Origin of the sequence: Candidatus Thiothrix phosphatis, assembly GCF_035668035.1 — a bacterium.
Taxonomy (GTDB): domain Bacteria; phylum Pseudomonadota; class Gammaproteobacteria; order Thiotrichales; family Thiotrichaceae; genus Thiothrix; species Thiothrix phosphatis.
Genome location: NZ_JAYMYJ010000042.1, coordinates 78,074 through 100,010, shown reverse-complemented (window position 1 = coordinate 100,010; position 21,937 = coordinate 78,074). Strand labels below are relative to the sequence as shown.

Sequence of the window (21,937 nt, the reverse complement as noted above, 5' to 3'; positions counted from 1 at the left end):
TGGGTCAGTTTTCAATTGATGGGGTGGGTCAGTTTTACATCGGTGGTGACAGTACTGCCTGAACCTTGGGCGGGCTTGCACCACATCGGACAATTCCCAATGCCTGAGGGCTTCACAAAAGATCTCCTCCGGCTGATACCCGGCCCGGAAAGTGACCTGATACCAGTCAAAACGGGGTTGGGAAAAAGGCATGTTATCGATCATTTTGACCCCCTATTCCGGTTGTTTTTTGTCCATTTTCTTCGTGTTGTCAACTGCTTGAAAGATAAGTGGTTTATCTTTTTGTGCTAGATTATCGTCCAACCTAACACCCTTGTTACCCTTGTTACCCTTGTTACCCTTGTTAATACCAAGGGTGTCGGGCAGCTCCCCGACCGCCCGCAAGAACCCCTCACCCTGCTGCTGCAAACCGTGCAAAGCCGCCTCAACGCCTTTGGCTGCACGATCCCCCGAATCGTCAACTGACCCCTTATAGGCATTTGCCAAATGTTCAAGGACTGAAATGTTGCCCTCCAGATGCCCCATGGATTGCTGGATGAGGGTCTTGATCACCGCCGAAGGCCGCATGCCCAGGACAGATGAGTAACGCTCCAAGATGTCAGCTTCCTTGTCATCAAGGCTAATGATGTAACGCTTGCGTATCAGAGACATTGGCTGGAACCCCGCTTGTACCATTCTTTGAAAGTGTACCAAGCATAACGCCCGTTAAGGCAGTGTACAAGCCTTGAAACTGTACCAAGGACACCAGCGCCTATGGCTGGCACAGAAAGGCTTAGAAGCCTACCGGCCACCAATTAATCCCAAATTGGGACAAATGTGCAGTATTACTGGTACTGCACATGCCTCGAAGCCTACCGGGCCACCCTCCCCCGGTGCTCCCTAGAGTCCGCCCGGTGGAGGGTGGCCCGGTAGGCGCTACGCCGCAGCACACAACCTTGAACTGTCTACAGCCGTAGAATGGACATGCCCAGGAAGATGGCTTTCAGGGTGGCGGTCAGGCAAAGGCACGCAGGACTACAAACGGCAAGCCACGGACAAAGGCTTTTCTCCGAAAGCCTACGGAGCGCGGTAGCGCCAGATTCTGGCGATGCAGGAGCGGCTACGCCGGATTACGCGGGTTGGAAACTGTTACACATTTCAAATGCTCCCAGCCGCTACTTTGTCATGCAGCAAAATGCACAGCATTTAAAAATTGCGGGACAAGTCTTTAAAATATTTGCAGGATTATTTTAAAGCTGGATTCTAAAATATTAGTGTCGATTTTTTAAATACTTTACCGCGCTACACATTATGCGAAACTGGACACTGCCAAGGCTTTGGAAAGGCTGGAGCTAGTAAGATGGATTCGCTGCTGGTTGCTTGGCGAGATCACCGAGAATTTCTTCAATAAACTGTTTGACGCGGAGGCGCTGCTCGCCTGTAAATTGCAAACCAACACCCGGGCTGGTGCCACGATGCCCAACCCCAGGAGAAATCCAAACGACACGCCCTGGAATCAGGAGCTTCTTGCCATCTTCAACCAAGCGCAAGTGCAAGATTACTTCATCATGCAAAGTGAATTTTTCAGTTGTAGGCACAAAAACGCCCCCATCCTTGATGAATGGCATGTAGCAAGCGTGCAAGGCTGATTTTTCGGCAATAGCCATGGAAAGACTGGCTGGCTTACCCTCCTCTTTGCTTTTATGTTGTACCCCAGCCGTGTTGTTCATCAAAGCTCTCTAGCCATTCTGAATGTTATATGCCCCACAATATTAGCATGGATTCAATATATGAACGGGAATTGAGAGGATGAGTGGCAAATTTTTTAAGCTCCATCAAGCTGTCATGAATTTGGAACACCCTATTCTCCTTAACAACCAGGGACAATGCTTTCAATTCATCAGGAATGGTTGATTTTTCTCTTGCAACATAATGTTTTATCAGTAAAAAAATCCACTCAAGCTGCCAGTCCAATAGTCGCATCCTGTCATATTTTTCCCAATATACGGAAATATCCGTGAGGTTGCCATTTCCTTGGGTCAACTGGGTCAAGTGCCTTAACCATTGCTGACGCTCTACAAGAACGCCAGTGGCATCCAAGTTCAGGGCCTCCAAAGGCCTTCCTCTAGCAATATCCAAGAGGCGATCGGGCGGATTTTGCAATTCCTGCGTTTGCAACCATGTCAATGCAGTTTGACGGGGTGGTGGTGGCAAGCGGACTTCCTGGCAACGGCTACGGATAGTCGGCAACAGCACTGCTGGTTGCGCTGTCAGCAACAGGAGATGGGTATCTGCCGCAGGTTCTTCCAGTGATTTCAGCAAGCTATTGGCGGCATTGACGTTCATGCGGTCCGCTGGGGCAATAATGGCGACGCGACGTGGGCTGTAACTGCGGCTAAGGCTCAGGAAGTAGTTCAGTTCGCGGATTTGTTCAATCAGGATGCTCTGCTTGTCTTCCAATAAGGTGACGGATATGAAATCAGGGTGTGCTTGCGCGGCAAAGACCTGACAGCTGCGGCATTGGTTGCAGGCACCCCCATCAGCGGTAGGATGCAGGCAAAGCAAACTCTGTGCCAGGGAGCGGAGGAACATTTCGTTCCCGCAGCCCTCTTCCCCTGTGGCCAGTAAGGCATGATGCAGATGATTGCCTGCTATCGCCCGTTGCAAGGTCGTCCAGACACTGGCTTGCCAGGGGTATATCACCCTGTATCTCCGGCCAGAATCTGCTCAAAAACCTGTTGCAATTGCCCCCTGACCTGTTCCAACGGTTGGGAGGCGTCAATGATTGGGTAACGTTCCGGCACCTGCCCTGCCCTTTGTTGGTAGCCCTCCCGAATACGCCGAAAAAAAGCATGCTGCTCTTGCTCGAAACGGTCAGCGCGGCCACGCGCCTGCGCCCTCGCCATGCCGGTATTCACATCAAGGTCAAACAGGATGACATAATCAGGCCGCAAGCCACCTTGAACCCAATCTTCCAGGGCGGCGATACGGGATAATGGGATGCCGCGTCCGAAACCCTGGTAAGCATAGGTGGCGTCGGTGAAGCGGTCGCAGATAACCCATGTCCCCTGCTTCAGTGCAGGCAGGATTTTTTGTTGCAGATGTTCATTCCGGGCGGCAAACATCAGCAGCAACTCAGTGTCTGGGTTCATTGCAGGCAAATCAGGTGACAGCAGGACGGTGCGGATGGCTTCAGCCACTTCCGTCCCTCCCGGCTCGCGTGTCACCAAGACAGTCTTGCCCTTTTCCCGCAGATAATTGGCGACCCACGCAACATTGGTGCTCTTGCCCGCCCCTTCCCCACCTTCAAGGGTTATGAACTTTCCTGCCTGCATCTTATTGAACCGATTCCTTATTTTTGTCCACGTTGGGGTTAACCGCCGGTTTTGGCCTATCCAGGATATATTTTCTGACAGCCTGCTGGTGTTCATCATAGGTTGTGGAAAAATAGGAAGGCCCACCCGGCACAGTCGCCACGAAATACAGGACATCGCTTGCCACAGGATGCATGACTGCATCAATGGCAGCCTTGCTTGGCGTGGCGATTGGTGTAGGCGGTAACCCAGTGCGGGTGTAGGTGTTGTAGGGCGTGTCCGTTTGCAGGTCAATCTTGCGGATATTGCCATCGTAACGGTCGCCAATGCCGTAAATGACGCTGGGGTCTGTTTGCAGCAACATGCCCTTCGCCAGCCGGTTCAGGAAAACGCGGGCAATCAGCGGGCGCTCTTCCGGCAAACCAGTTTCCTTTTCAACAATGGAGGCCAGGATCAACGCTTCATAGGGCGTCCTAATCTGCGGGTTCTGCTCGCGCCCATCCCAAGCTTTTTGCAGGTATGCCTGCATTTCCTTGTAACTGCGCTGCAAAAATTCCAAGTCGGTGGTTTTGCGCGGGAAAGAATACGTGTCTGGGAAAAACCAACCCTCCGGCAGCACACCTGCGGGCGCGCCCAGTTTTTGCATGATGGACTTGTAGTCATCCTCTGTCAGGGTTTGCACTATCTGTGGCTGCTTGCGGATGGAAGCAGCAATATCCTTGAACGTCTGGCCGTCAATGATGCCAAGCTGATATTGCAAAACCTGACCAGACACAAACTTCTTCAGCAAATCGTCAGGCTTCATCCCAGGCTCCAGTTTGTACTCACCAGCCTTGAGCTTGTGGGCGGAATCCACCAAACGCGCATGGGCAAAAAACAATTCACTGTGCGCTATGATGCCTTTCGCTTCCAGTTGGGTGGCGACTGTCCTGATGCTGCTGCCAGGTTTGATTTCGAAGATAGCGTTTTCCCCGTTGACGTTTACCGGCGCATTCAAAAAGCTATCATATTGGTACCACAGCAAAAAGCCTGCCGTAATCAGCAATGTGGCCAGCAACAAGCCCAGTAATTTGAATATTAATTTCATGATAGTGCTTTTACATCCATCTGCAACTTCCTGATTAATGATGGTATGCCATAGTGTTTGCCGGAGAATTCACGGACAGGCCAAATACCAATCAGCGAGTTGGTCATAAATAACGCTTGAGCCTGCTCAATATCCTTCAACTCCAAGGTACAAATGTGGCACCGAATGCCGTATTTCTCAAGAACATGGATAATAAATCGGCGCATTATGCCAGCAACACCGCATTGGCCCAAATCCGGCGTGCAGAATTCACCAGCCGCATTGATGATGAACAGGTTGCTCATCACCCCTTCAACAACATTGCCAGCGTAATCACACATCAAGCCTTCCTGATAGTCATTGCCAAATTCCGCCCGCGCCAGCACCTGCTCCAGACGGTTCAGGTGCTTGAATCCGGCCAGCAACGGCTGCCGTGCCAAGCGGGCTTGGCAAAGGGCCAGGCGGACGCCTTGTCCTGCATAATCAGGCGGGTATTCAGGCCAAGGGGAAAGTTGCAGGATGCGGGTTGGCGGCAGGCCAGTCACGGGGTTATAGCCGCGTTGCCCAGCCCCCCGGGTGACAATCACTTTCAGGACGGAACGTTCCTGCCCTTGGCAAAAGGTGAGAATTTCCTGCTGAAACCCATGCCAATCAGGCTGCGGGATACGTAGGGCCTGTAAGCCTGTCTGCAACCGCTCCAGGTGCCATTCCAACAACTGCGCCCTGCCCTGGCGCACACCGATGGTTTCCCACACGCCATCACCGTACAAGAGGCCACGGTCAGTGGCAGGCAAGCAGTCCGTTTCCGCGCCGTTAATCCAGATCATGCCTGATGGCCCTGAGCAACCCACGCGCCTTGTGGCGGGTTTCTTTCAGCTCATTGAGGGGAACTGAATCCATGACGATGCCCGCGCCGGTGCGGAAGCTCAAGCTATTGCCCTGCAAGGTCATGGTGCGGATCAAAATGTTCAGATCCATATCCCCATTATGGTTCAGATAGCCGACGGAGCCGGTGTAGACGCCCCTGCCCGTCTGCTCCAACTCGGCAATAATTTCCATGCAGCGGACTTTCGGACAGCCGGTAATGGTGCCGCCGGGAAAGACGGCGCGGATCACTTGCCCCGGCGTTGCGCCAGCCTTCAGCTTGCCACGGACATTGGAGACGATGTGGTGCACATGTTGGTAACTTTCCACCACCATCAATTCATTGACGGCCACCGTCCCGTATTCACAAATGCGGCCAAGGTCATTGCGCTCCAGATCGATCAGCATGATGTGTTCAGCGCGTTCTTTGGGATGGCCGATGAGTTCACGCAGCAATTCCTGGTCACGAACCGGGTTGTCGCCGCGTGGACGGGTACCCGCAATGGGGCGGGTTTCGACGACGCCATCATTCACCCTGACGAGGCGTTCCGGAGAGGAGCTGATGATGGCGAAACTCCCGAAATCGGCAAGGCAGGCAAACGGTGCTGGATTGGCGGCGCGCAGGCTGCGGTAGATGTTGGTGGGTTTTTGTTCCGTAGCAAGCTCTGCCCGCCACGCACGTGAAAGGTTAACCTGAAAGACATCGCCAGCGGCAATGTAGCGGCGGATGCGCCCTATCCCATTGGTGAATTGCTCTGGCGGTTCTTCCCATAGGGTAATGCTGCCAAGATCGCTTATGTCAACGGGGGAGCTTTGGCCGTATTTCAGGAAATCCTCAACCATACGTTCGAATTCAATGTTAAAGCCTTCTTCCGCAAGCAAAACCGTTTCATGGTGATGGTGGTCTACGATGATGGCTGCTGGAATTCTAACTGCGATAGCGATTGGTAAATGGCCTTGTTCTTCCGGCAGTTGCAGGGTCGGTTCCAATTGTCCGGCCAGTTCGTATCCAAGATACAAAAACCAGCCGCCCCGAAATGGCAATTCCGTCATTGTAGTTGGCGAAAAGGCTTTTCCCGCCGCCAACCACGCTGTATCCAGGCGCTTGCAAAAGCTTTCCTCGCCCAGCGTGTCCAAACGCAGACTTTCCTGTGGAAAGGCAAACAACAAACTGTAACGGGCATGTGGGGAAGTGGAAACGCTTTCCAACAGGAAAGGATAACGGGTGGGGTTTTGTTCGTGTAAGGCGAGCAGGTCATGCCCGCCTGTGAAAACTTTCGTGAGCAATCAGATTTTCTTGAAAATCAGGGTGCCATTGGTGCCGCCAAAGCCAAAGGAGTTGCTCATCGCGACATTGATCCTGGCTTCACGCGCAACATTGGGCACATAGTCCAAGTCACAGGCCGGATCTTGGTTTTGCAGGTTTATGGTGGGCGGCAACACTTGGTCGCGGATCGCCAATACGCTGAACACCGCTTCAATACCGCCAGCAGCGCCCAACAGATGCCCTGTCATGGATTTGGTGGAGCTGACTGCAACCTTGTAGGCATGGTCTCCCAATGCGCGTTTGGCCGCCATGGTTTCGGCCTTGTCGCCTGCCGGAGTGGAGGTGCCATGGGCGTTGATGTAGTCGATATCGGCGGCATTCAAACCGGCGTCACGCATTGCGTTGACCATGCAACGGGCCGCCCCTTCGCCACCTTCGGATGGGGAGGTCATGTGGTAGGCGTCACTGCTCATGCCATAACCGGAAAGTTCGCAGTAAATGCGCGCGCCGCGTTTTTTAGCGAATTCATATTCTTCCAGCACCAAAACACCCGCGCCATCGCCCAGGACGAAACCGTCACGGTCGATATCCCACGGGCGGCTTGCGGCTTCCGGATCGTCATTGCGGGTTGAGAGCGCGCGGGCGGCTGCGAAACCGCCAATACCCAGCGGGGTGGAACCCATTTCAGCGCCGCCCGCAATCATCACATCCGCATCGCCATAAACGATCATGCGCGCGGCGTCGCCAATACTGTGTGTCGCCGTGGCGCAGGCGGAGACAATGGACATATTGGGGCCTTTCAGGCCATACATGATGGAAAGGTTGCCCGCCACCATATTGATAATGCTTGCAGGCACAAAGAATGGGGAAATTTTGCGGGGGCCTGCGTTCAGGTAAGCCGTGTAGTTGCGTTCAATCGTTTCCAAGCCGCCAATCCCGGAACCCATCAACACGCCAATACGTTCGGCATTTTCCTCAGTGACTTCCAAACCGGCGTCACGAATGGCGTCAACACCTGCGCCGATGCCGTAATGGATGAACGCATCCATTTTTTTCTGTTCTTTCGGCTTGATGTAATCGTCGGCGTTAAAGTCTTTGACATTACCCGCGATTTGTACGCTGAAAGCACTGGCGTCAAATAATTCGGGGCTAATGCGATTGATCCCGCTACGGCCAGCTTTGATGTTGCCCCATGCTGTTTCCAGCTTAGAGCCAACGGGAGAAACAATACCCAAACCTGTTACTACTACACGTCGCTTAGACAAACCTGTAACCCTATCTTTGCTTGAAAAACGAGAAAACCGCAATCCGTCCCCTCTTTAGGGCGAACTGCGGTTTGCAGACAGAAATCAACCCTGCTGGGCTTTGATGTAATCGATGGCGGCCTGGACAGTAGTTATTTTCTCTGCTTCTTCGTCAGGGATTTCAGCGCCGAATTCTTCTTCCAGCGCCATGACCAGCTCGACGGTGTCCAGAGAATCCGCGCCGAGGTCATCAATGAAAGAGGATTCGTTCTTCACTTCGCTTTCATCAACACCCAGTTGTTCAACAACGATTTTCTTGACGCGCTCTTCAATATCGCTCATGGTTTTGAGTTCCTCGTAGATAAAAAATGTTCGTAGCGGTAGCGTATTGTATTTAAAACCCATTCATCATACCAGCAGGTTTAAGTCATATACATACCACCATTGACGTGAATTGTCTCACCCGTCACATAGGCTCCAAGGGGCGACGCCAGGAACAAAACCGCACCTGCAATTTCATCAGGTTGCCCCAGACGCGCCAATGGAATGTTTTGCAGTAAGCCGTTGCGTTGCTCTTCGGACAACTCACGGGTCATGTCGGTGTCAATGAAGCCAGGCGCGACCACATTCACCGTGACGCCACGGGAGCCGATTTCCCGCGCCAGTGATTTGGAAAAACCAACCAGGCCAGCTTTGGCCGCTGCGTAGTTGGTTTGCCCGGGGTTGCCCGAAGCCCCCACCACGGAAGAAATCGAAATGATGCGGCCTTTTTTGGCTTTGGTCATGCCGCGCAAACAAGCCTTGCTCATGCGGTAGATGGAAGTCAGATTGGTGGCGATGATGTCATCCCATTCCTCATCTTTCATTCGCATCAGCAAATTGTCACGGGTGATGCCTGCATTATTGACCAGCACAGTCACCGCGCCAAATTCATTCGTCACGGCTTTGATTGCACTGTCGATGGAGGTTTTATCCGCAACATCCAGCACCATTCCTTTGCCAGGAACCCCTGCTTCGGACAAGTAAGCGGAAATGGCTGCCGCCCCTTTTTCACTGGTGGCGGTTCCCACCACGGTCGCGCCTGCTTTTCCCAGCATTTCCGCGATGCTACGCCCGATGCCACGGCTGGCACCGGTCACCAGGGCAGTTTCACCCTGTAAACTGATGATTGAGTCCATTAAGCTCCTGCCTCCCCGCACAGTTTCAGCGCTTCTTCCAGAGTCTTGCTGTCCAGGACACAGACTGCGTTCAGTTTGCGGTCAATCCGCTTGTTTAGGCTCGTCAGGACTTTGCCTGGGCCAAATTCAATGGCCGCTGTTGCGCCATATTCCTTCTGCAAACGTTGAATGGTGTCAGTCCAGCGTACCGGCCGATAAAGTTGCTGCTCCAATGCGGTGCGGGCACCTTCGGCACTAGTCCGCGCTGCTGCGTCCACATTATGCAATACGGGCATTTCTGCGGGGTTAAACGTAGTGGCAGCCAAGCGGATGGCGAGTTTTTCCGCCGCCGGTTTCATCAGGGCGCAATGCGAAGGCACACTGACAGAAAGTTTGACGGCCTTTTTTGCCCCCATCTCTGTTGCGGCCTGAATGGCGCGGTCAACTGCATCAGCGTTACCGGCGATCACCACTTGCCCTGGAGAATTGAAATTGACGGCTTCCACCACAGCGCCTTGTCCTGCTTGGGCACAGGCGGCAATAATCTGCGCGTCATCCAATCCCAGAATAGCGGCCATAGCCCCTTCACCCTCAGCAACCGCTGATTGCATCAGGCTGGCACGTTCAGCCACCAACGCCACAGCATCCGTAAAATTCAGCACACCCGCTGCCACTAACGCAGAATATTCCCCAAGACTATGCCCTGCGACTGCGGCTGGGCGGCAACCACCTTGTTTAAGCCAAACCCGCCAAACGGCAACCCCGGCTATCAGCATGAGTGGCTGGGTGTTTTCGGTGCTGTTCAGGGCGGAATCAGGGCCTTCCTGCGCCAATCGCCACAAGTCACGATTGAGGATTGCAGCAGCCTCCTGAAAGGTTTCGCCCACTTCGGCAAAATCTGTGCCCAGCGCCGACAACATTCCCAATGATTGGGAGCCTTGTCCCGGAAAAATACCAGCTATTGTCATCTTGTTTATTGCTCCAGCATCAAAATGGGCTATCTGTATGCCCTTGCAAAGTAAAATCTGCCTATCCTAATCAAATATTAATGCCATGAAAACCGGCAGTGAGGGAATTCCAGCGCTTTGTCTGCCAAATATGCTCGCAGCAAGGAAAAAGAGCTTGTCATCCTGCGTGTGGCAAGGATAATACGCCGTTTATTGTTTCCAAGCGTTGAAGGCACTATGGCCAAAGAAGATTATATTGAAATGGAAGGCACGGTAGTTGAAACCTTGCCCAACACCACTTTTCGCGTAGAACTGGATAATGGACATATTGTAAATGCCCACATTTCCGGTCGTATGCGCAAGAACTATATCCGCATTTTGACTGGCGACCGTGTAACGGTGCAACTTACGCCTTATGATCTGACCAAAGGTCGCATCAGCTACCGTAACAAATAAAAATGCGCCCATAGGGCGCATTCGCATCATAAATTCCTGATCAAAATCAAGCTGGCACTGCTTCCGTACCGTGCATCTCGATAACCAGCCCATCATCGTCCGCTGACACTTCCACCCTGCCGCCCTGACTTAATTCGCCAAACAGGATTGCGTCAGCCAGAGGCTTTTTGATGTGTTCCTGAATGACCCGCTCCATTGGCCGTGCGCCCATCAGCCGGTCGTAGCCTTTTTCTGCCAACCAATGGCGTGCGACTTCATCCACCACCAAAATAACCTTCTTAGGTTCCAATTGGGCTTCCAGCTTGATGATGAACTTATCGACTACGGAAGCGACCACCTCAGGTGTCAGCGGATTGAACTGAATGATAGCGTCCAAACGGTTGCGGAATTCCGGTGTAAAGGTGCGGTTGACTGCCTCAGTGGCGTCCAGCGTATGGTCTTGAACCCGGAAGCCAAGTGATTTCCGGGTGATGTTTTCTGCGCCAGCATTACTGGTCATGATCAGGATAACATTGCGGAAATCGATCTTGCGCCCGTTGGCATCAGTCAAGGTGCCATGATCCATGACCTGCAACAAGATATTGAAGACATCCGGGTGAGCCTTTTCAATTTCGTCCAGCAACAGCACCGCATGGGGATGCTTATTGACGGCATCAGTCAGTAGGCCGCCCTCATCATAGCCCACATAGCCAGGAGGTGCCCCAATCAGGCGTGAAACTGTATGGCGTTCCATGTATTCGGACATATCGAAGCGCAACAGTTCAATGCCAAGGCGCTGTGCAAGCTGCCTGGACACTTCCGTTTTGCCTACGCCAGTCGGCCCTGCAAACAGGAATGAACCGATGGGTTTGGTGTCGTCACGCAAACCAGACCGCGCCATTTTGATGGCGGTGGTCAACTGGCCAATTGCTGAATCCTGACCGAAGATGACCATTTTCAAGTCACGCTCCAGCGTGCGCAGAATTTGCATGTCGGAGGAAGAAACTGATTTTGGCGGGATTCGCGCAATCTTGGCCACTATATCTTCAATGTCATGCACGCTAATGGTCTTTTTCCGGGATGCCGCCGGTTGCAACTGACGGTTGGCTCCGGCTTCATCGATGACGTCAATGGCCTTGTCTGGCAAGTGACGGTCATTGATGTACTTAGCCGCCAATTCCGCCGCCGCCTTGAGTGCCGGAAAGGTATAGCGGACATTATGGTGCACCTCAAAGCGGGTTTTCAGCCCTTTGAGAATATCAATGGTTTCTTCCACTGTAGGCTCATTGATATCGATTTTCTGGAAACGGCGGGCAAGGGCGCGGTCTTTTTCAAAGATGCCATGATATTCCTGAAAAGTGGTGGAGCCGATGCACTTGAGTTCACCGGTTGACAATACTGGCTTGATCAGGTTGGAGGCGTCCATGGTGCCTCCAGAGGTCGCCCCTGCCCCAATAATGGTATGGATTTCATCAATAAACAGCACTGCATGCGGTTCGTTCTTGATCTGCTTCAACACGGCCTTGAGGCGTTTCTCGAAATCGCCACGGTATTTGGTGCCCGCCAGCAGTGTGCCCATGTCCAGCGAATAGATGACTGCATCCGCCAAAATTTCCGGCACTTCACCGTCGACGATACGTTTGGCAAGCCCTTCGGCAATGGCAGTTTTGCCTACGCCTGCCTCACCCACCAGCAAAGGATTGTTCTTGCGGCGGCGGCACAGCACTTGAATGGTGCGTTCAATTTCCAGGTCACGTCCAATCAAGGGATCAATTTTGCCTTCCAACGCCAGTTCATTCAGATTGGTGGCGTATTTCTCCAATGGCTTGCCGTTTTCATTACCTTCTGTTTCAGCATCCTGCTGACCAGAAGGCGACTGCTGGGCGTCATCGTCGTGCCCCATTCCCATTGGCGGTTCGGATTGCCGGTCCCTACGGATGCCATGGGAAATGAAATTGATGATGTCCAGGCGTGAAATCCGATGGCGGGACAGAAAATACACGGCGTGCGAATCAGGTTCACCAAAAATGGCCACCAGAATGGCGTCGCCGGTCACTTCCCCCTTGCGGGAAGACTGGGCGCTGTAGACCGCGCGGTGAATGACGCGCTGAAACCCCAGGGTCGGCTGTACGTCCCGGTGATCACTTTCTGGGATCAACGGGGTGTTTTCGTCGACAAAGGCTTCCAGCTCTCGGCGCAGTTGGGGGATATCGACAGTACAGGCGCGCAACGCTTCGGCTGCGCTAGGGTTGTCCAGCATGATGAGCAACAGGTGTTCAACTGTTACAAACTCATAACGCCGTTTACGGGCGTCACTGTACAGGGTGTTGATTGAATACTCTACTTCAGCGCTCAACATAAGACTTATGCCTCTTCCATTGTACACAGCAAAGGATGTTGATGTTCCCGCGCAAACCGGCTGACCTGGGCGACCTTGGTTTCCGCTATATCACGAGTATAGACGCCGCACACACCTTTGCCCTTAGTGTGCACATGCAGCATAACGCGAGTGGCGTTCTCGCGATCCATACCGAAAAATGTTTGCAGCACTTCCACCACAAAATCCATCGGCGTGAAATCATCGTTTAAAAGTATAACTTTAAAGCGCGGTGGTTCTTTCACCTCCGGGCGGGATTCCTGCACCGCTACGCCGGAATCCTGGTCGCCACCATGATCTTCTTTATGTTTTTGCGCCATTCCTGATTACCTTGCCCCAAGCTTGCGGGTTGACATGCATATGTTATAAACGGTTTGACAGCCTGCTGTCACTATTCCTGCAATAGATTGGTGCATCTTCTGCAAATACAATGGCAGCCCTGAAAAAATACAGGCGACACAAGGCCGCCTGTTTCAGCATCAAAAATGGCGGTCGCCATTACATGTGCGCGATGACATTATCGCCAAATTCAGCGCAGCCGATTTCCTCAGCGTCATCAATCATGTCCGCGAAGTCGAAAGTGACGCGCTTGGAGGCAATCGCCCCCGCAGTGCCTTTGTTGATCAGGTCAGCAGCCTCTGTCCAACCCATGTGGCGCAACATCATTTCGGCGGACAATACGATTGAACTGGGGTTTACCCGATCTAAGCCTGCGAACTTAGGCGCTGTGCCATGGGTGGCCTCAAACATGGCGACCGTGTCGGAAAGGTTTGCACCCGGCGCAATGCCAATCCCACCAACCTGTGCGGCCAGCGCATCAGAAATATAGTCACCGTTCAAGTTCAGGGTTGCGATCACAGAATAATCTTCCGGGCGCAGCAGAATCTGTTGCAGGAAATTGTCCGCAATCACATCCTTGATGATGATGGTCGCTCCGGTTCTCGGGTTTTGGAAGGAGCACCATGGGCCACCATCCATTTCCATGGCGCCGAATTCTTCTTTCGCCAGCTCGTAACCCCAGTTCTTGAAACCGCCTTCCGTGAACTTCATGATGTTGCCTTTGTGCACCAGGGTCACGGAACTGCGGTCGTTGTCGATGGCGTATTGGATGGCTTTGCGCACCAAGCGCTTGGTGCCTTCGGCGGACACCGGCTTGACGCCGATGCCGGAGGTTTCCGGAAAGCGGATTTTGGTCACGCCCATTTCATTCAGCAGGAAATCGATGACTTTCTTCACTTCCGGTGAACCGGCGGCCCATTCAACGCCCGCGTAAATGTCTTCAGAGTTCTCCCGGAAAATGACCATGTCGATTTTTTCCGGCGCTTTGACCGGGCTGGGAACGCCATCGTAATAGCGGATTGGGCGCAAGCAGAGGTACAAGTCAAGATCTTGGCGCAGCTTGACGTTCAGGGAGCGGATGCCGCCGCCAACCGGCGTGGTGAGGGGGCCTTTGATGGATACGACGAATTCCTTGACGGCATCAACCGTTTCGTCCGGCAACCATACGTCTTCACCGTAAATCTGGGTGGCCTTTTCACCTGCGTAGACTTCCATCCAGGAAATCTTGCGCTCGCCGCCGTAGGCTTTTTCCACCGCAGCGTCAACCACGTTGATCATGACAGGGCTGATGTCAACACCGATGCCATCACCTTCGATATAAGGGATGATCGGGGTGTTTGGCACATTTAAGGAGTAATCGGTATTTGTGGTGATTTTCTCGCCAGATGCGGGAATTTTGATATGTTTATACATTAAACAACTCTCTCCATTTGAAGTTTCTTTCTCAGCGCGTGTACGATGGATTATAAACAAAAGCCATTTACTTGGCATACACTATGCAAATTACACGCCATTTCAGGTGAGACCCTAGGTAAAAGACTTTAAGCATGAGTATAAAAATACATGAAACTCGCCACGTTTAACCTGTATCAGTTTGCCGCCAGTGGCCGTTGCTGGCATGAACACAAAGAAAGCAACACTTACACCGTCAGCGAATGGGAACAGAAACAGCATTGGGTGCTTGTCCGCCTACAGGAAATGGATGCCGATGTCGTCGGCTTCCAGGAAGTTTTCAGCGTTCCGGAACTCAAGCAATTGTGCGCCCAAGCGGGTTACCCTTATTTTGTTACGGTTGACGAACCAGGTTATCGGGAAGATGACCCGGCTGTTTGCGTCAAGTCGGTGGTGGCGCTGGCTTCACGCTTGCCGGTGCAGGCTATTCGTCCGGTGGAGGCATCGGCAACGATCCGTGCCGACCTACCAATCCCGGTCAATTTCCGTTTTAGTCGGAAACCCATTTGTGCAGACATAGAAGCGCCCGGACTGGGCATTGTGGGCGTCTATGTCGCGCATCTAAAATCCAAACGCCCCAACACACTTGACATGCACTACGATGATGCCACGGAGTGGCGTTTCAGGGTTGGCGATACCCTGCAACGCCTTTCGCGGGGTACGGTTGCATCCCTGACGCAACGCGGCCTGGAGGCCACCCTGCTTTATCATGACGTGAGTTCGCGTCTGGCTATGGACGCTACCCAGCCCATTGTGGTGATGGGGGACATGAATGACAGCCAGGACTCCATTCCCCTCGCGGCATTGACCATGCAGGAGCATGTCTACAACATTGGCGGGCTGGAGCCGCCGCAATGGCCAGAAAATGTGTTGAGCTGGCTGCACGACTACCGGCTGGCGGATGCCTTCCGGCTAGCGCCCAACATGCGCCATAGTGTGCGCCCTTTCACCAAAATCCATCGCGGTGCAGGCGGCGTGCTGGACTATATCTTGGTTTCCAATGCGCTTAACCCCAAGAACCCGGCGGCCCGGGCGGAGGTTTCCCAATACACAGTCTGGAACCGCCATTTGGATGCTGACGGCATCGAAGACCGCTTGCAATCCGACCATGGGCAGGTCTGTGTGGAGTTGCTCCCATGCGTGTATCAGCCGGAGCACGCTGCCCGCGTCAACCAACGTCCGGCGCATACGCTGCGCGCACCAGCGGAGATCCGCACCCGGCAGGATTTCGTGGAATACGCTGGTGGCGTTTTTCAGTCCGCCAAACACTTCCGGCAATGGGGCAGCGAAGACAAATGGAAAAATTTCTGGTCTTTTTTCTTTGACACTGAATACGGCTGGGTAACCTCCATCTATGGTTCGGCACCGGTCAGCGAGCTATACCAGAAACAGCGCCATAGCATAGAACATGTCATTCCGCGCGACTTCCTCGACCGCTATTTGGCGCACAAAGGGGCACCGCGCAATATCCGCAACGGTGCCACTGTCAACCCGTTCAACTTTGCGCCATCAGAACGTGGCCTCAACGCCAAGCGCTCCAATTTCAATTTCGATCTGGAAAATGACCGGATTGTGCGCCCCTTCCATCTGGAATTGCATCCAGAAAGCTTTTCTGGAACTGGGTTTGACGCTGACCATGAATGGGTCATCCCTTCCCGCAACCGGGGGGATATCGCCCGTGCAATCCTCTATATGCTGCTGGTGTACGAAATTGATGAACTCTATAATCGCCACATCAATACCCTGGCGCATTGGGCCAAACTTGACAGCCCCAGTCCCTGGGAGATTGCCTACAACAACTGGGTTTTCACGCGTCAAGGTATCCGCAACCCCTTTATTGATAGTCCGGAAAACGCCTTGCTGCTGCTGGACAATCACGACCTGTTATCCTCGATTGAATACCGGAAGTAAGGCGATGCTGTGGTAGGATGTGAAGCTGTTGAATTGCCCGCTTTTGAGGAAAGTGATCATATGACTATACATAAAACGGTGTTGAAATTGGCTGTCCTTGGCGTTTGCGCCGCCCTGCCGCTCGCCCAAGCTGCCGACATCATTCAGGTGGAGTCCACCGGAGCCCGTTCACAGTCGGTGTTGGGTAGTACGGTAGTGCCTTATAAGGAAGTGACATTGAGCGCACAGATTCCGGGCGTGGTCAAATACGTCGCCGGTTCGGTGGGTGCCAATCTGGCGCAGGGCGCTGTTGTGTTCCAGGTCGACGACTCCCAGTTGCGCGCCAAACGCGCCGAAGTCGTTGCACAGATCACCATGGCGCAGAGCGGCTATCAAAACTCCCAATCCCAGTATTACCGTGAATTGACATCGCCGCGCAGCAAGGACATTGGCGCGATGCCCGGTTTCGGCCTTCCCGCCATGTTTGACCGTTTCGCTGTGCGCCCATTCGCCAATTCATTCATGGGAAATTATGATTCTGACACCATCCGCCAGGCTGACCTGAATAACGCCATGGCGGGCGTATCCCAGGCGCAAAGCCAGGTGCAGCAGGCCATGTCCCAATTGCAGGCAATCGACGCATCCCTGCGTGATGCCAGCGCCTATGCGCCATTTGAAGGCATTATCATGGAAAAAATGGTGGAAGTGGGCGACACCGTGCAACCGGGGCAGCCCCTGGTCAAGTTCGGCTATGTCAAATACAAGCGTTTGCAGGCGGATGTCCCCTCCGGTCTGGTTGGCAACTTGAGCAAAGATATGTTGTTGCCTGCCCGTATTGACGGCAGCACCAACACCAATGTGCGCGTTGCGGAAATCTATCCGGTTGCGGATGCCAGCCGCCATACGGTGACGGTCAAATTCGACATTCCGATGGAAATCACCACGGCACCTGGCATGTATGCGGAAATTTATGTGCCGGAAAATAAGAACGGCAGCCAGGTTATTGTCATTCCCAAATCAGCCTTATTGAAAGGCAGCAGCCTGCCCAGCGTACTGGTGGTCAAGGATGACAATAGCTCGGAATTGCGCATGATCCGCGTCGGGGCTGACCAGAATGGTGGCAGCAAAGTCGCTGTGGTTTCCGGCCTGAAAGAAGGGGAGAGGATCATCAATGACCCGCCTGCTGGCGTATCATCTGGTTGGATGCCTGAAGGCGCAAAAGCACCCGAGCCTGCCAAAGACACCCCAGTTGCGGAAAGCTCCCCTAAAACGCCCGTTGCGCCTGCGGCTGAAGCTTCCGCCCAGCCAACCGCCACCGCCGCAAAATAGCGGCAACTGCCCGCTGCGGCCAACAATGGTGGTGGCGCAGCGTATCATTCAAAAATTATGGATAACATAATGGTCTGGAAGCCCCGTGTCACCGTCGCCAGCGTCATCGAGCATGAAGGCCGTTTCCTCATGGTGGAGGAACTGCAACATGGACAGCTCACCATCAACCAGCCTGCTGGCCATATGGAGCATGGCGAAAGCCTACTGGAGGCAGTGCGTCGTGAAACCCTGGAAGAGACCGGCTGGAATTTTGAGCCTACCGCCCTACTGGGGATTTTCCACATGCAACGTGCTGACCCTGGGCGTGTCTATTTGCGTTTCACCTTTACCGGCCAACTGCTGGGGCAAGAGCCGGGGTATCAGCTAGACCCAGATATACTCGCTGTCCACTGGCTGACGGCGGAAGAAATCCGCAACCAGCAGCCGCGTGCTTGGCGTAGTGCCTTGGTGGGTCAAGCGCTGGACGCTTATGCAGCAGGCTTGCGCTACCCCCTCGACAGCCTGCGGTATTTTGTCTCCCATGACTGACCAAGGTTCCAGGCGCGTCATTGTCGGCATGTCCGGCGGGGTGGATTCCTCCGTCGCCGCCCTGCTCCTGCTCCGGCAAGGCTACCAGGTCGAAGGCCTGTTCATGAAGAACTGGGAAGAGGACGACACCGAAGACTACTGCTCCGCAGCGGTCGACCTCGCCGATGCGCAGGCTGTCGCTGACCAGTTGGGCATACCCTTGCACACCCGCAATTTCGCCAGCGAATATTGGGATCAGGTGTTCACCTATTTCCTGGACGAATACCGCGCCGGTCGCACCCCCAACCCTGACATCATGTGCAACAAGGAGATCAAGTTCAAAGCTTTCCTGGAGTTGGCGATGGACTTGGGGGCGGACTATATCGCCACCGGACATTATGCCCGCATTGCCCGCAATCCGGATGGCTCGGCGCAGATGCTCAAAGGCAGGGACAACAACAAAGACCAGACCTATTTCCTCTACACCTTGCAACAGCACCAGTTGCAGCGCAGCCTGTTTCCGGTCGGCGAACTGGAAAAGAGCCAGGTGCGGGCCATCGCGGAAGAAGCTGGTTTCACCACGGCGCAAAAAAAAGACAGCACCGGCATTTGCTTTATTGGCGAACGCAAGTTCCGCGATTTCCTGCAACGTTTCCTGCCTGCCCAGCCGGGCGACATTGTCACGCCACAAGGGGAGATCATCGGCAAACACCATGGCCTGATGTATTACACCCTCGGCCAGCGGCAGGGGCTTGGCATTGGCGGACGCAAGGATTCAACGGAAGAACCCTGGTTCGTGGTCGACAAAGATATGCAGGCCAATCGCCTGGTTGTGACTCAAGGGCATCAGCATGATCTGCTGATGAAGCATTTCTTGCGCGCTTCGCAACTGCATTGGGTCGCGGGCGAGCCACCGGCAGGCATATTTGAATGCAAGGCCAAAATCCGTTACCGTCAGCTTGAGGAAGATTGTCAGGTGTGGATGCTCCCGGATGGCAGTTGCGAAGTTTGCTTTCCCCAGCCCCAACGCGCCATCACGCCTGGCCAGTCTGTCGTGTTCTATCAAGGCGATGCCTGTTTGGGCGGCGGCGTCATTGACGCCATGGAAACACAATGTCGCCGGATGCAAGGGACAATTTGAATTGCCGTCTTTACACCTTACCCTTGATTTTCAGCCAATAACCCCGAACCGGTAAAAATCCGTGGAAGCCAACACCCGTAACCGAACCATTGCCCTTGCCGCCCTCTTCCAGTGCGTTGAAGGCGTCACCCAAATTGCCTCCCGTGGAAGAGTTGATGCCGAATTATTCGATGCCTGCATCAATAGCGTACTGACCGAAGACACCCATTCGGTGGAGGCGATTTATGGCGGGCTTGAAAAGCTGAAAACCGGCTTCAAGGTTCTCATGTATCAGTTGGGCACTGGCGGTATGACACCGGATGGCCGCCCCAAAAATATTGAAGCTACCCGTTATGCGGTTAATTTACTGTATCTGGAGAAAAAATTGGCGAATGATCCGGATATGTTCCAGGCACTGTTGAAAAACATCGAAAACGCCCAGCAACAGCTGGATTTCTTTGCCATGACCCATCCCAATATGATTGCACGTCTGGCGGAAATTTACAGCAATACCATCAGCAAGATTGGCCCACGCATCATGATCAAGGGCGACCAGAACCACCTTGCCAACCCTGAAAACGCCGCCAGAATCCGCGCCCTGCTGCTGGCTGGCGTACGCGCCGCCCTACTCTGGCGGCAGGCTGGCGGCAACCGTTGGAAGCTGATCTTTGCCCGTGGAACCATGCAAAAGGAAGCGCAACGGCTGTTGAACGAGGATTATCGGAGTTAGGGATTCCCCCTCCTCCTTCTTGCTTAACCCTGACCCAAATCCCGATTGATTTGGGCAATCACAGCAACAGGGTCAGCCGCTTGGGTGATTGGCCTACCCACCACGACGTAACTGACGCCGGCCTCCCGCGCTTGCGCTGGCGTCATTACCCGGGACTGGTCGCCATGATCACTGCCAGCCGGGCGGATGCCAGGCGTCACCAGCAGAAAATCATTCTCCAGCAGTCGCCGCAGCATGGCCGCCTCTTGCGCTGAACAGACCACCCCATCCAGCCCATTCGCTGCCGTCAGTTGCGCCAAATGTTTAACCTGTTCTATGGGTTCAGCCATGATGCCCGCGCCTTCCAACTGCGCCTTGTCCATCGAGGTCAGAACCGTCACAGCGATCAGTTTCGGCGGATTGCTGAACTCCTGTAAGGCTTCACGCGCCGCCATCATCATTTTGGCTCCACCAGAAGCATGGACATTGATCATCCACACACCGAGGGCGGCGGCGGCTTTGCAAGCACCCGCGACGGTATTGGGAATATCATGAAATTTCAGATCCAGAAATACGTCGAATCCCCTGCCCGTCAATTGGCGCACAAAGTCGGGGCCTGCCGCCACAAACAATTCAAAGCCTACCTTGAGCTTGCATTCGGATGGGTCAAGCGGGGCAGCGAATGCCAACGCCTGTTCGGCAGAAGGAAAATCGAGAGCGATAATCAAACGACTGGACATGCCAAGATTCCTGAAACATTAAACATTGCTGACGGTGTCCCACTGATGGCAGGCCGGACAGCGCCATAGATAGCCATGCATTTTATACCCACAATGGCTGCACTGGAAATCAGGCTGGCTGGCTGCCAAACGTTGCAGGGCAATTTGGATTTGGGAAATTTCACAGGTCTTTTCTTCCTGCCACAAAGACACCAGCACCTGCGTAGAATTGCTCAATGTGTTAAGGGTGGGCTTGCCTTTGGTGAGATGCGCTTCAACTTCAGCACGCATATCCTTGGTTTTGCCGAGTTTATGCGCCAGTTGCAACAGGTAGCCGAACAATTTGGCGTCCTGGGTTTTGGAAAAAGTCTGCTGAATGAAGCCATACAGGCGCTCAAGCTCGCCTGGTTGATTGAAATTATTGATTAACTGCTTAAAAAGCATGCCTAACAGACGGGTATCCTGATTGATGGACTGCTGGTAAATGTCCATCGCTTCAGTCCGTTGGGAGCGGGCGTAGGCAAGGTCGCCTTTCAGCACCAGCACGCGGGCGGAAGCGGGATAGGCCTTTGCCGCCTTCTTGATGGTTTCTTCAGCTTTGAACAAATTCTGCTTCTGCAACTCTTGTATCGCCAGTTCGCAATAATAATGGGCAATTAAACGGCTGTGATCGACTTTAGAGCGTTGCTGGGCACACTGGGCAATCTCGATGGCCTTATCCCATTCATGCAGTTGCTCATAAATATCGCGTAATGGTTCACAAGCCTCGCCATGCTTTGGGTCGTCCTTGAGCAATTCACTGAATACGCTCTCGGCCCTGTCCAGCATTCCAGCTGCGAAAAAGTCCTCCCCCAGCGCCAGCATCGCGGACATGCGTTGTGTTTTGCTCAGATCAGAGCGGGCCACCAGATTCTGATGGATGCGTAAAGCCCGGTTGATTTCCCCTCGGTTACGGAACAAGTTACCAAGCAAGAGAAAGGTGTTGGCGGTATATTCGTCAATTTCTGGGTAATTGAGGAATACATCCAACGCCTTGTCCGGCTCTTCACTCAACAGATAGTTAATGCCACGCACAAAACGCACGGAAATTTCCTTGCGTTTTTCCTGGCGTTCCCTATAGCGCCGCCGGGCGGCCTGCCAACCGGAATAGAAAGCGATCGGCAGCAATAAAAAAAGAATTTCTTGCATGGGCTATTAGATATGAAAAAGGAGGCTTGGTGCC

General features: G+C 53.5%; 23 protein-coding genes. 6 read left to right on the top strand and 17 right to left on the bottom strand.

Annotated features, from left to right (window positions below; genetic code table 11):
* The 12 genes from VSS37_RS05140 to fabD all read right to left on the bottom strand — a co-directional run.
* On the bottom strand, nt 1-204 hold a 204-nt coding region (locus tag VSS37_RS05140), incomplete at its 3' end, for a hypothetical protein (protein WP_324693647.1).
* 9 nt (nt 205-213) lie between these two features.
* Nucleotides 214-651, bottom strand: a complete 438-nt coding sequence (locus VSS37_RS05135; protein WP_324693646.1) for a hypothetical protein — start codon at nt 649-651, stop codon at nt 214-216.
* 680 nt (nt 652-1,331) lie between these two features.
* Nucleotides 1,332-1,709: a PilZ domain-containing protein gene (locus VSS37_RS05130; protein WP_324693645.1), complete on the bottom strand. Its 378-nt coding sequence runs from the start codon at nt 1,707-1,709 to the stop codon at nt 1,332-1,334.
* 25 nt (nt 1,710-1,734) lie between these two features.
* Nucleotides 1,735-2,682 (bottom strand): DNA polymerase III subunit delta', encoded by a 948-nt coding sequence (gene holB, locus VSS37_RS05125; protein ID WP_324693644.1) that lies wholly within the window; start codon nt 2,680-2,682, stop codon nt 1,735-1,737.
* Entirely contained in the window at nt 2,679-3,314 is a 636-nt protein-coding gene (tmk, locus tag VSS37_RS05120) for a dTMP kinase (RefSeq protein ID WP_324693643.1), read from the bottom strand. The genes holB and tmk overlap by 4 nt, the downstream gene beginning before the upstream one ends.
* 1 nt (nt 3,315) lies before the next feature.
* Nucleotides 3,316-4,380, bottom strand: coding sequence for an endolytic transglycosylase MltG (gene mltG / locus VSS37_RS05115; RefSeq protein ID WP_324693642.1), 1,065 nt, complete (start codon nt 4,378-4,380; stop codon nt 3,316-3,318).
* Nucleotides 4,377-5,186, bottom strand: coding sequence for an aminodeoxychorismate lyase (gene pabC, locus VSS37_RS05110; protein WP_324693641.1), 810 nt, complete (start codon nt 5,184-5,186; stop codon nt 4,377-4,379). The genes mltG and pabC overlap by 4 nt, the downstream gene beginning before the upstream one ends.
* Nucleotides 5,173-6,510, bottom strand: a complete 1,338-nt coding sequence (locus tag VSS37_RS05105) for an aminodeoxychorismate synthase component I (RefSeq protein ID WP_324693639.1) — start codon at nt 6,508-6,510, stop codon at nt 5,173-5,175. Before VSS37_RS05105 ends, pabC begins: the two co-directional genes overlap by 14 nt.
* On the bottom strand, nt 6,511-7,755 hold the full coding sequence (gene fabF, locus VSS37_RS05100) for a beta-ketoacyl-ACP synthase II (protein ID WP_324693637.1): 1,245 nt from the start codon (nt 7,753-7,755) through the stop codon (nt 6,511-6,513).
* Nucleotides 7,756-7,839: 84 nt separating this feature from the next.
* Entirely contained in the window at nt 7,840-8,076 is a 237-nt protein-coding gene (acpP, locus tag VSS37_RS05095; protein WP_324693635.1) for an acyl carrier protein, read from the bottom strand.
* Nucleotides 8,077-8,156: 80 nt separating this feature from the next.
* On the bottom strand, nt 8,157-8,912 hold the full coding sequence (gene fabG / locus VSS37_RS05090) for a 3-oxoacyl-ACP reductase FabG (protein ID WP_324693633.1): 756 nt from the start codon (nt 8,910-8,912) through the stop codon (nt 8,157-8,159).
* Nucleotides 8,912-9,859 (bottom strand): ACP S-malonyltransferase, encoded by a 948-nt coding sequence (gene fabD, locus VSS37_RS05085; RefSeq protein WP_324693631.1) that lies wholly within the window; start codon nt 9,857-9,859, stop codon nt 8,912-8,914. Before fabD ends, fabG begins: the two co-directional genes overlap by 1 nt.
* A 216-nt stretch (nt 9,860-10,075) precedes the next feature.
* Here fabD and infA point away from each other — a divergent pair, with 216 nt between their 5' ends.
* Complete coding sequence (gene infA, locus VSS37_RS05080) at nt 10,076-10,294, top strand: translation initiation factor IF-1 (RefSeq protein ID WP_324693652.1); 219 nt, start codon at nt 10,076-10,078, stop codon at nt 10,292-10,294.
* A gap of 46 nt (nt 10,295-10,340) precedes the next feature.
* Here the strand turns inward: infA and clpA are convergent, their stop codons facing one another.
* The 3 genes from clpA to icd form a co-directional block, all read right to left on the bottom strand.
* Nucleotides 10,341-12,632: an ATP-dependent Clp protease ATP-binding subunit ClpA gene (gene clpA, locus VSS37_RS05075; RefSeq protein WP_324693630.1), complete on the bottom strand. Its 2,292-nt coding sequence runs from the start codon at nt 12,630-12,632 to the stop codon at nt 10,341-10,343.
* Between the two features lie 5 nt (nt 12,633-12,637).
* On the bottom strand, nt 12,638-12,970 hold the full coding sequence (gene clpS / locus VSS37_RS05070; protein WP_324693628.1) for an ATP-dependent Clp protease adapter ClpS: 333 nt from the start codon (nt 12,968-12,970) through the stop codon (nt 12,638-12,640).
* 178 nt (nt 12,971-13,148) lie between these two features.
* Complete coding sequence (icd, locus tag VSS37_RS05065; RefSeq protein WP_324693626.1) at nt 13,149-14,402, bottom strand: NADP-dependent isocitrate dehydrogenase; 1,254 nt, start codon at nt 14,400-14,402, stop codon at nt 13,149-13,151.
* A gap of 150 nt (nt 14,403-14,552) precedes the next feature.
* Between icd and VSS37_RS05060 the strand changes: the two genes are divergently transcribed.
* The 5 genes from VSS37_RS05060 to hflD all read left to right on the top strand — a co-directional run bounded on the left by VSS37_RS05060 (nt 14,553) and on the right by hflD (nt 20,017).
* Nucleotides 14,553-16,352 (top strand): endonuclease, encoded by a 1,800-nt coding sequence (locus VSS37_RS05060; RefSeq protein ID WP_324693625.1) that lies wholly within the window; start codon nt 14,553-14,555, stop codon nt 16,350-16,352.
* 60 nt (nt 16,353-16,412) lie between these two features.
* On the top strand, nt 16,413-17,660 hold the full coding sequence (locus tag VSS37_RS05055) for an efflux RND transporter periplasmic adaptor subunit (RefSeq protein WP_324693624.1): 1,248 nt from the start codon (nt 16,413-16,415) through the stop codon (nt 17,658-17,660).
* 69 nt (nt 17,661-17,729) lie between these two features.
* Nucleotides 17,730-18,188 (top strand): NUDIX hydrolase, encoded by a 459-nt coding sequence (locus VSS37_RS05050; RefSeq protein ID WP_324693623.1) that lies wholly within the window; start codon nt 17,730-17,732, stop codon nt 18,186-18,188.
* Nucleotides 18,181-19,308, top strand: coding sequence for a tRNA 2-thiouridine(34) synthase MnmA (mnmA, locus tag VSS37_RS05045; RefSeq protein WP_324693622.1), 1,128 nt, complete (start codon nt 18,181-18,183; stop codon nt 19,306-19,308). The genes VSS37_RS05050 and mnmA overlap by 8 nt, the downstream gene beginning before the upstream one ends.
* A 61-nt stretch (nt 19,309-19,369) precedes the next feature.
* Complete coding sequence (gene hflD, locus VSS37_RS05040) at nt 19,370-20,017, top strand: high frequency lysogenization protein HflD (RefSeq protein ID WP_324693621.1); 648 nt, start codon at nt 19,370-19,372, stop codon at nt 20,015-20,017.
* A 23-nt stretch (nt 20,018-20,040) separates the two neighbouring features.
* Here the strand turns inward: hflD and pyrF are convergent, their stop codons facing one another.
* Both pyrF and VSS37_RS05030 read right to left on the bottom strand, forming a co-directional pair.
* Nucleotides 20,041-20,736, bottom strand: coding sequence for an orotidine-5'-phosphate decarboxylase (pyrF, locus tag VSS37_RS05035; RefSeq protein WP_324693620.1), 696 nt, complete (start codon nt 20,734-20,736; stop codon nt 20,041-20,043).
* Between the two features lie 18 nt (nt 20,737-20,754).
* Nucleotides 20,755-21,903 carry a tetratricopeptide repeat protein gene (locus VSS37_RS05030; protein ID WP_324693618.1) on the bottom strand — a complete coding sequence of 383 codons (1,149 nt, stop codon included), beginning with the start codon at nt 21,901-21,903 and terminating at the stop codon, nt 20,755-20,757.
* Nucleotides 21,904-21,937: the final 34 nt, after the last annotated feature.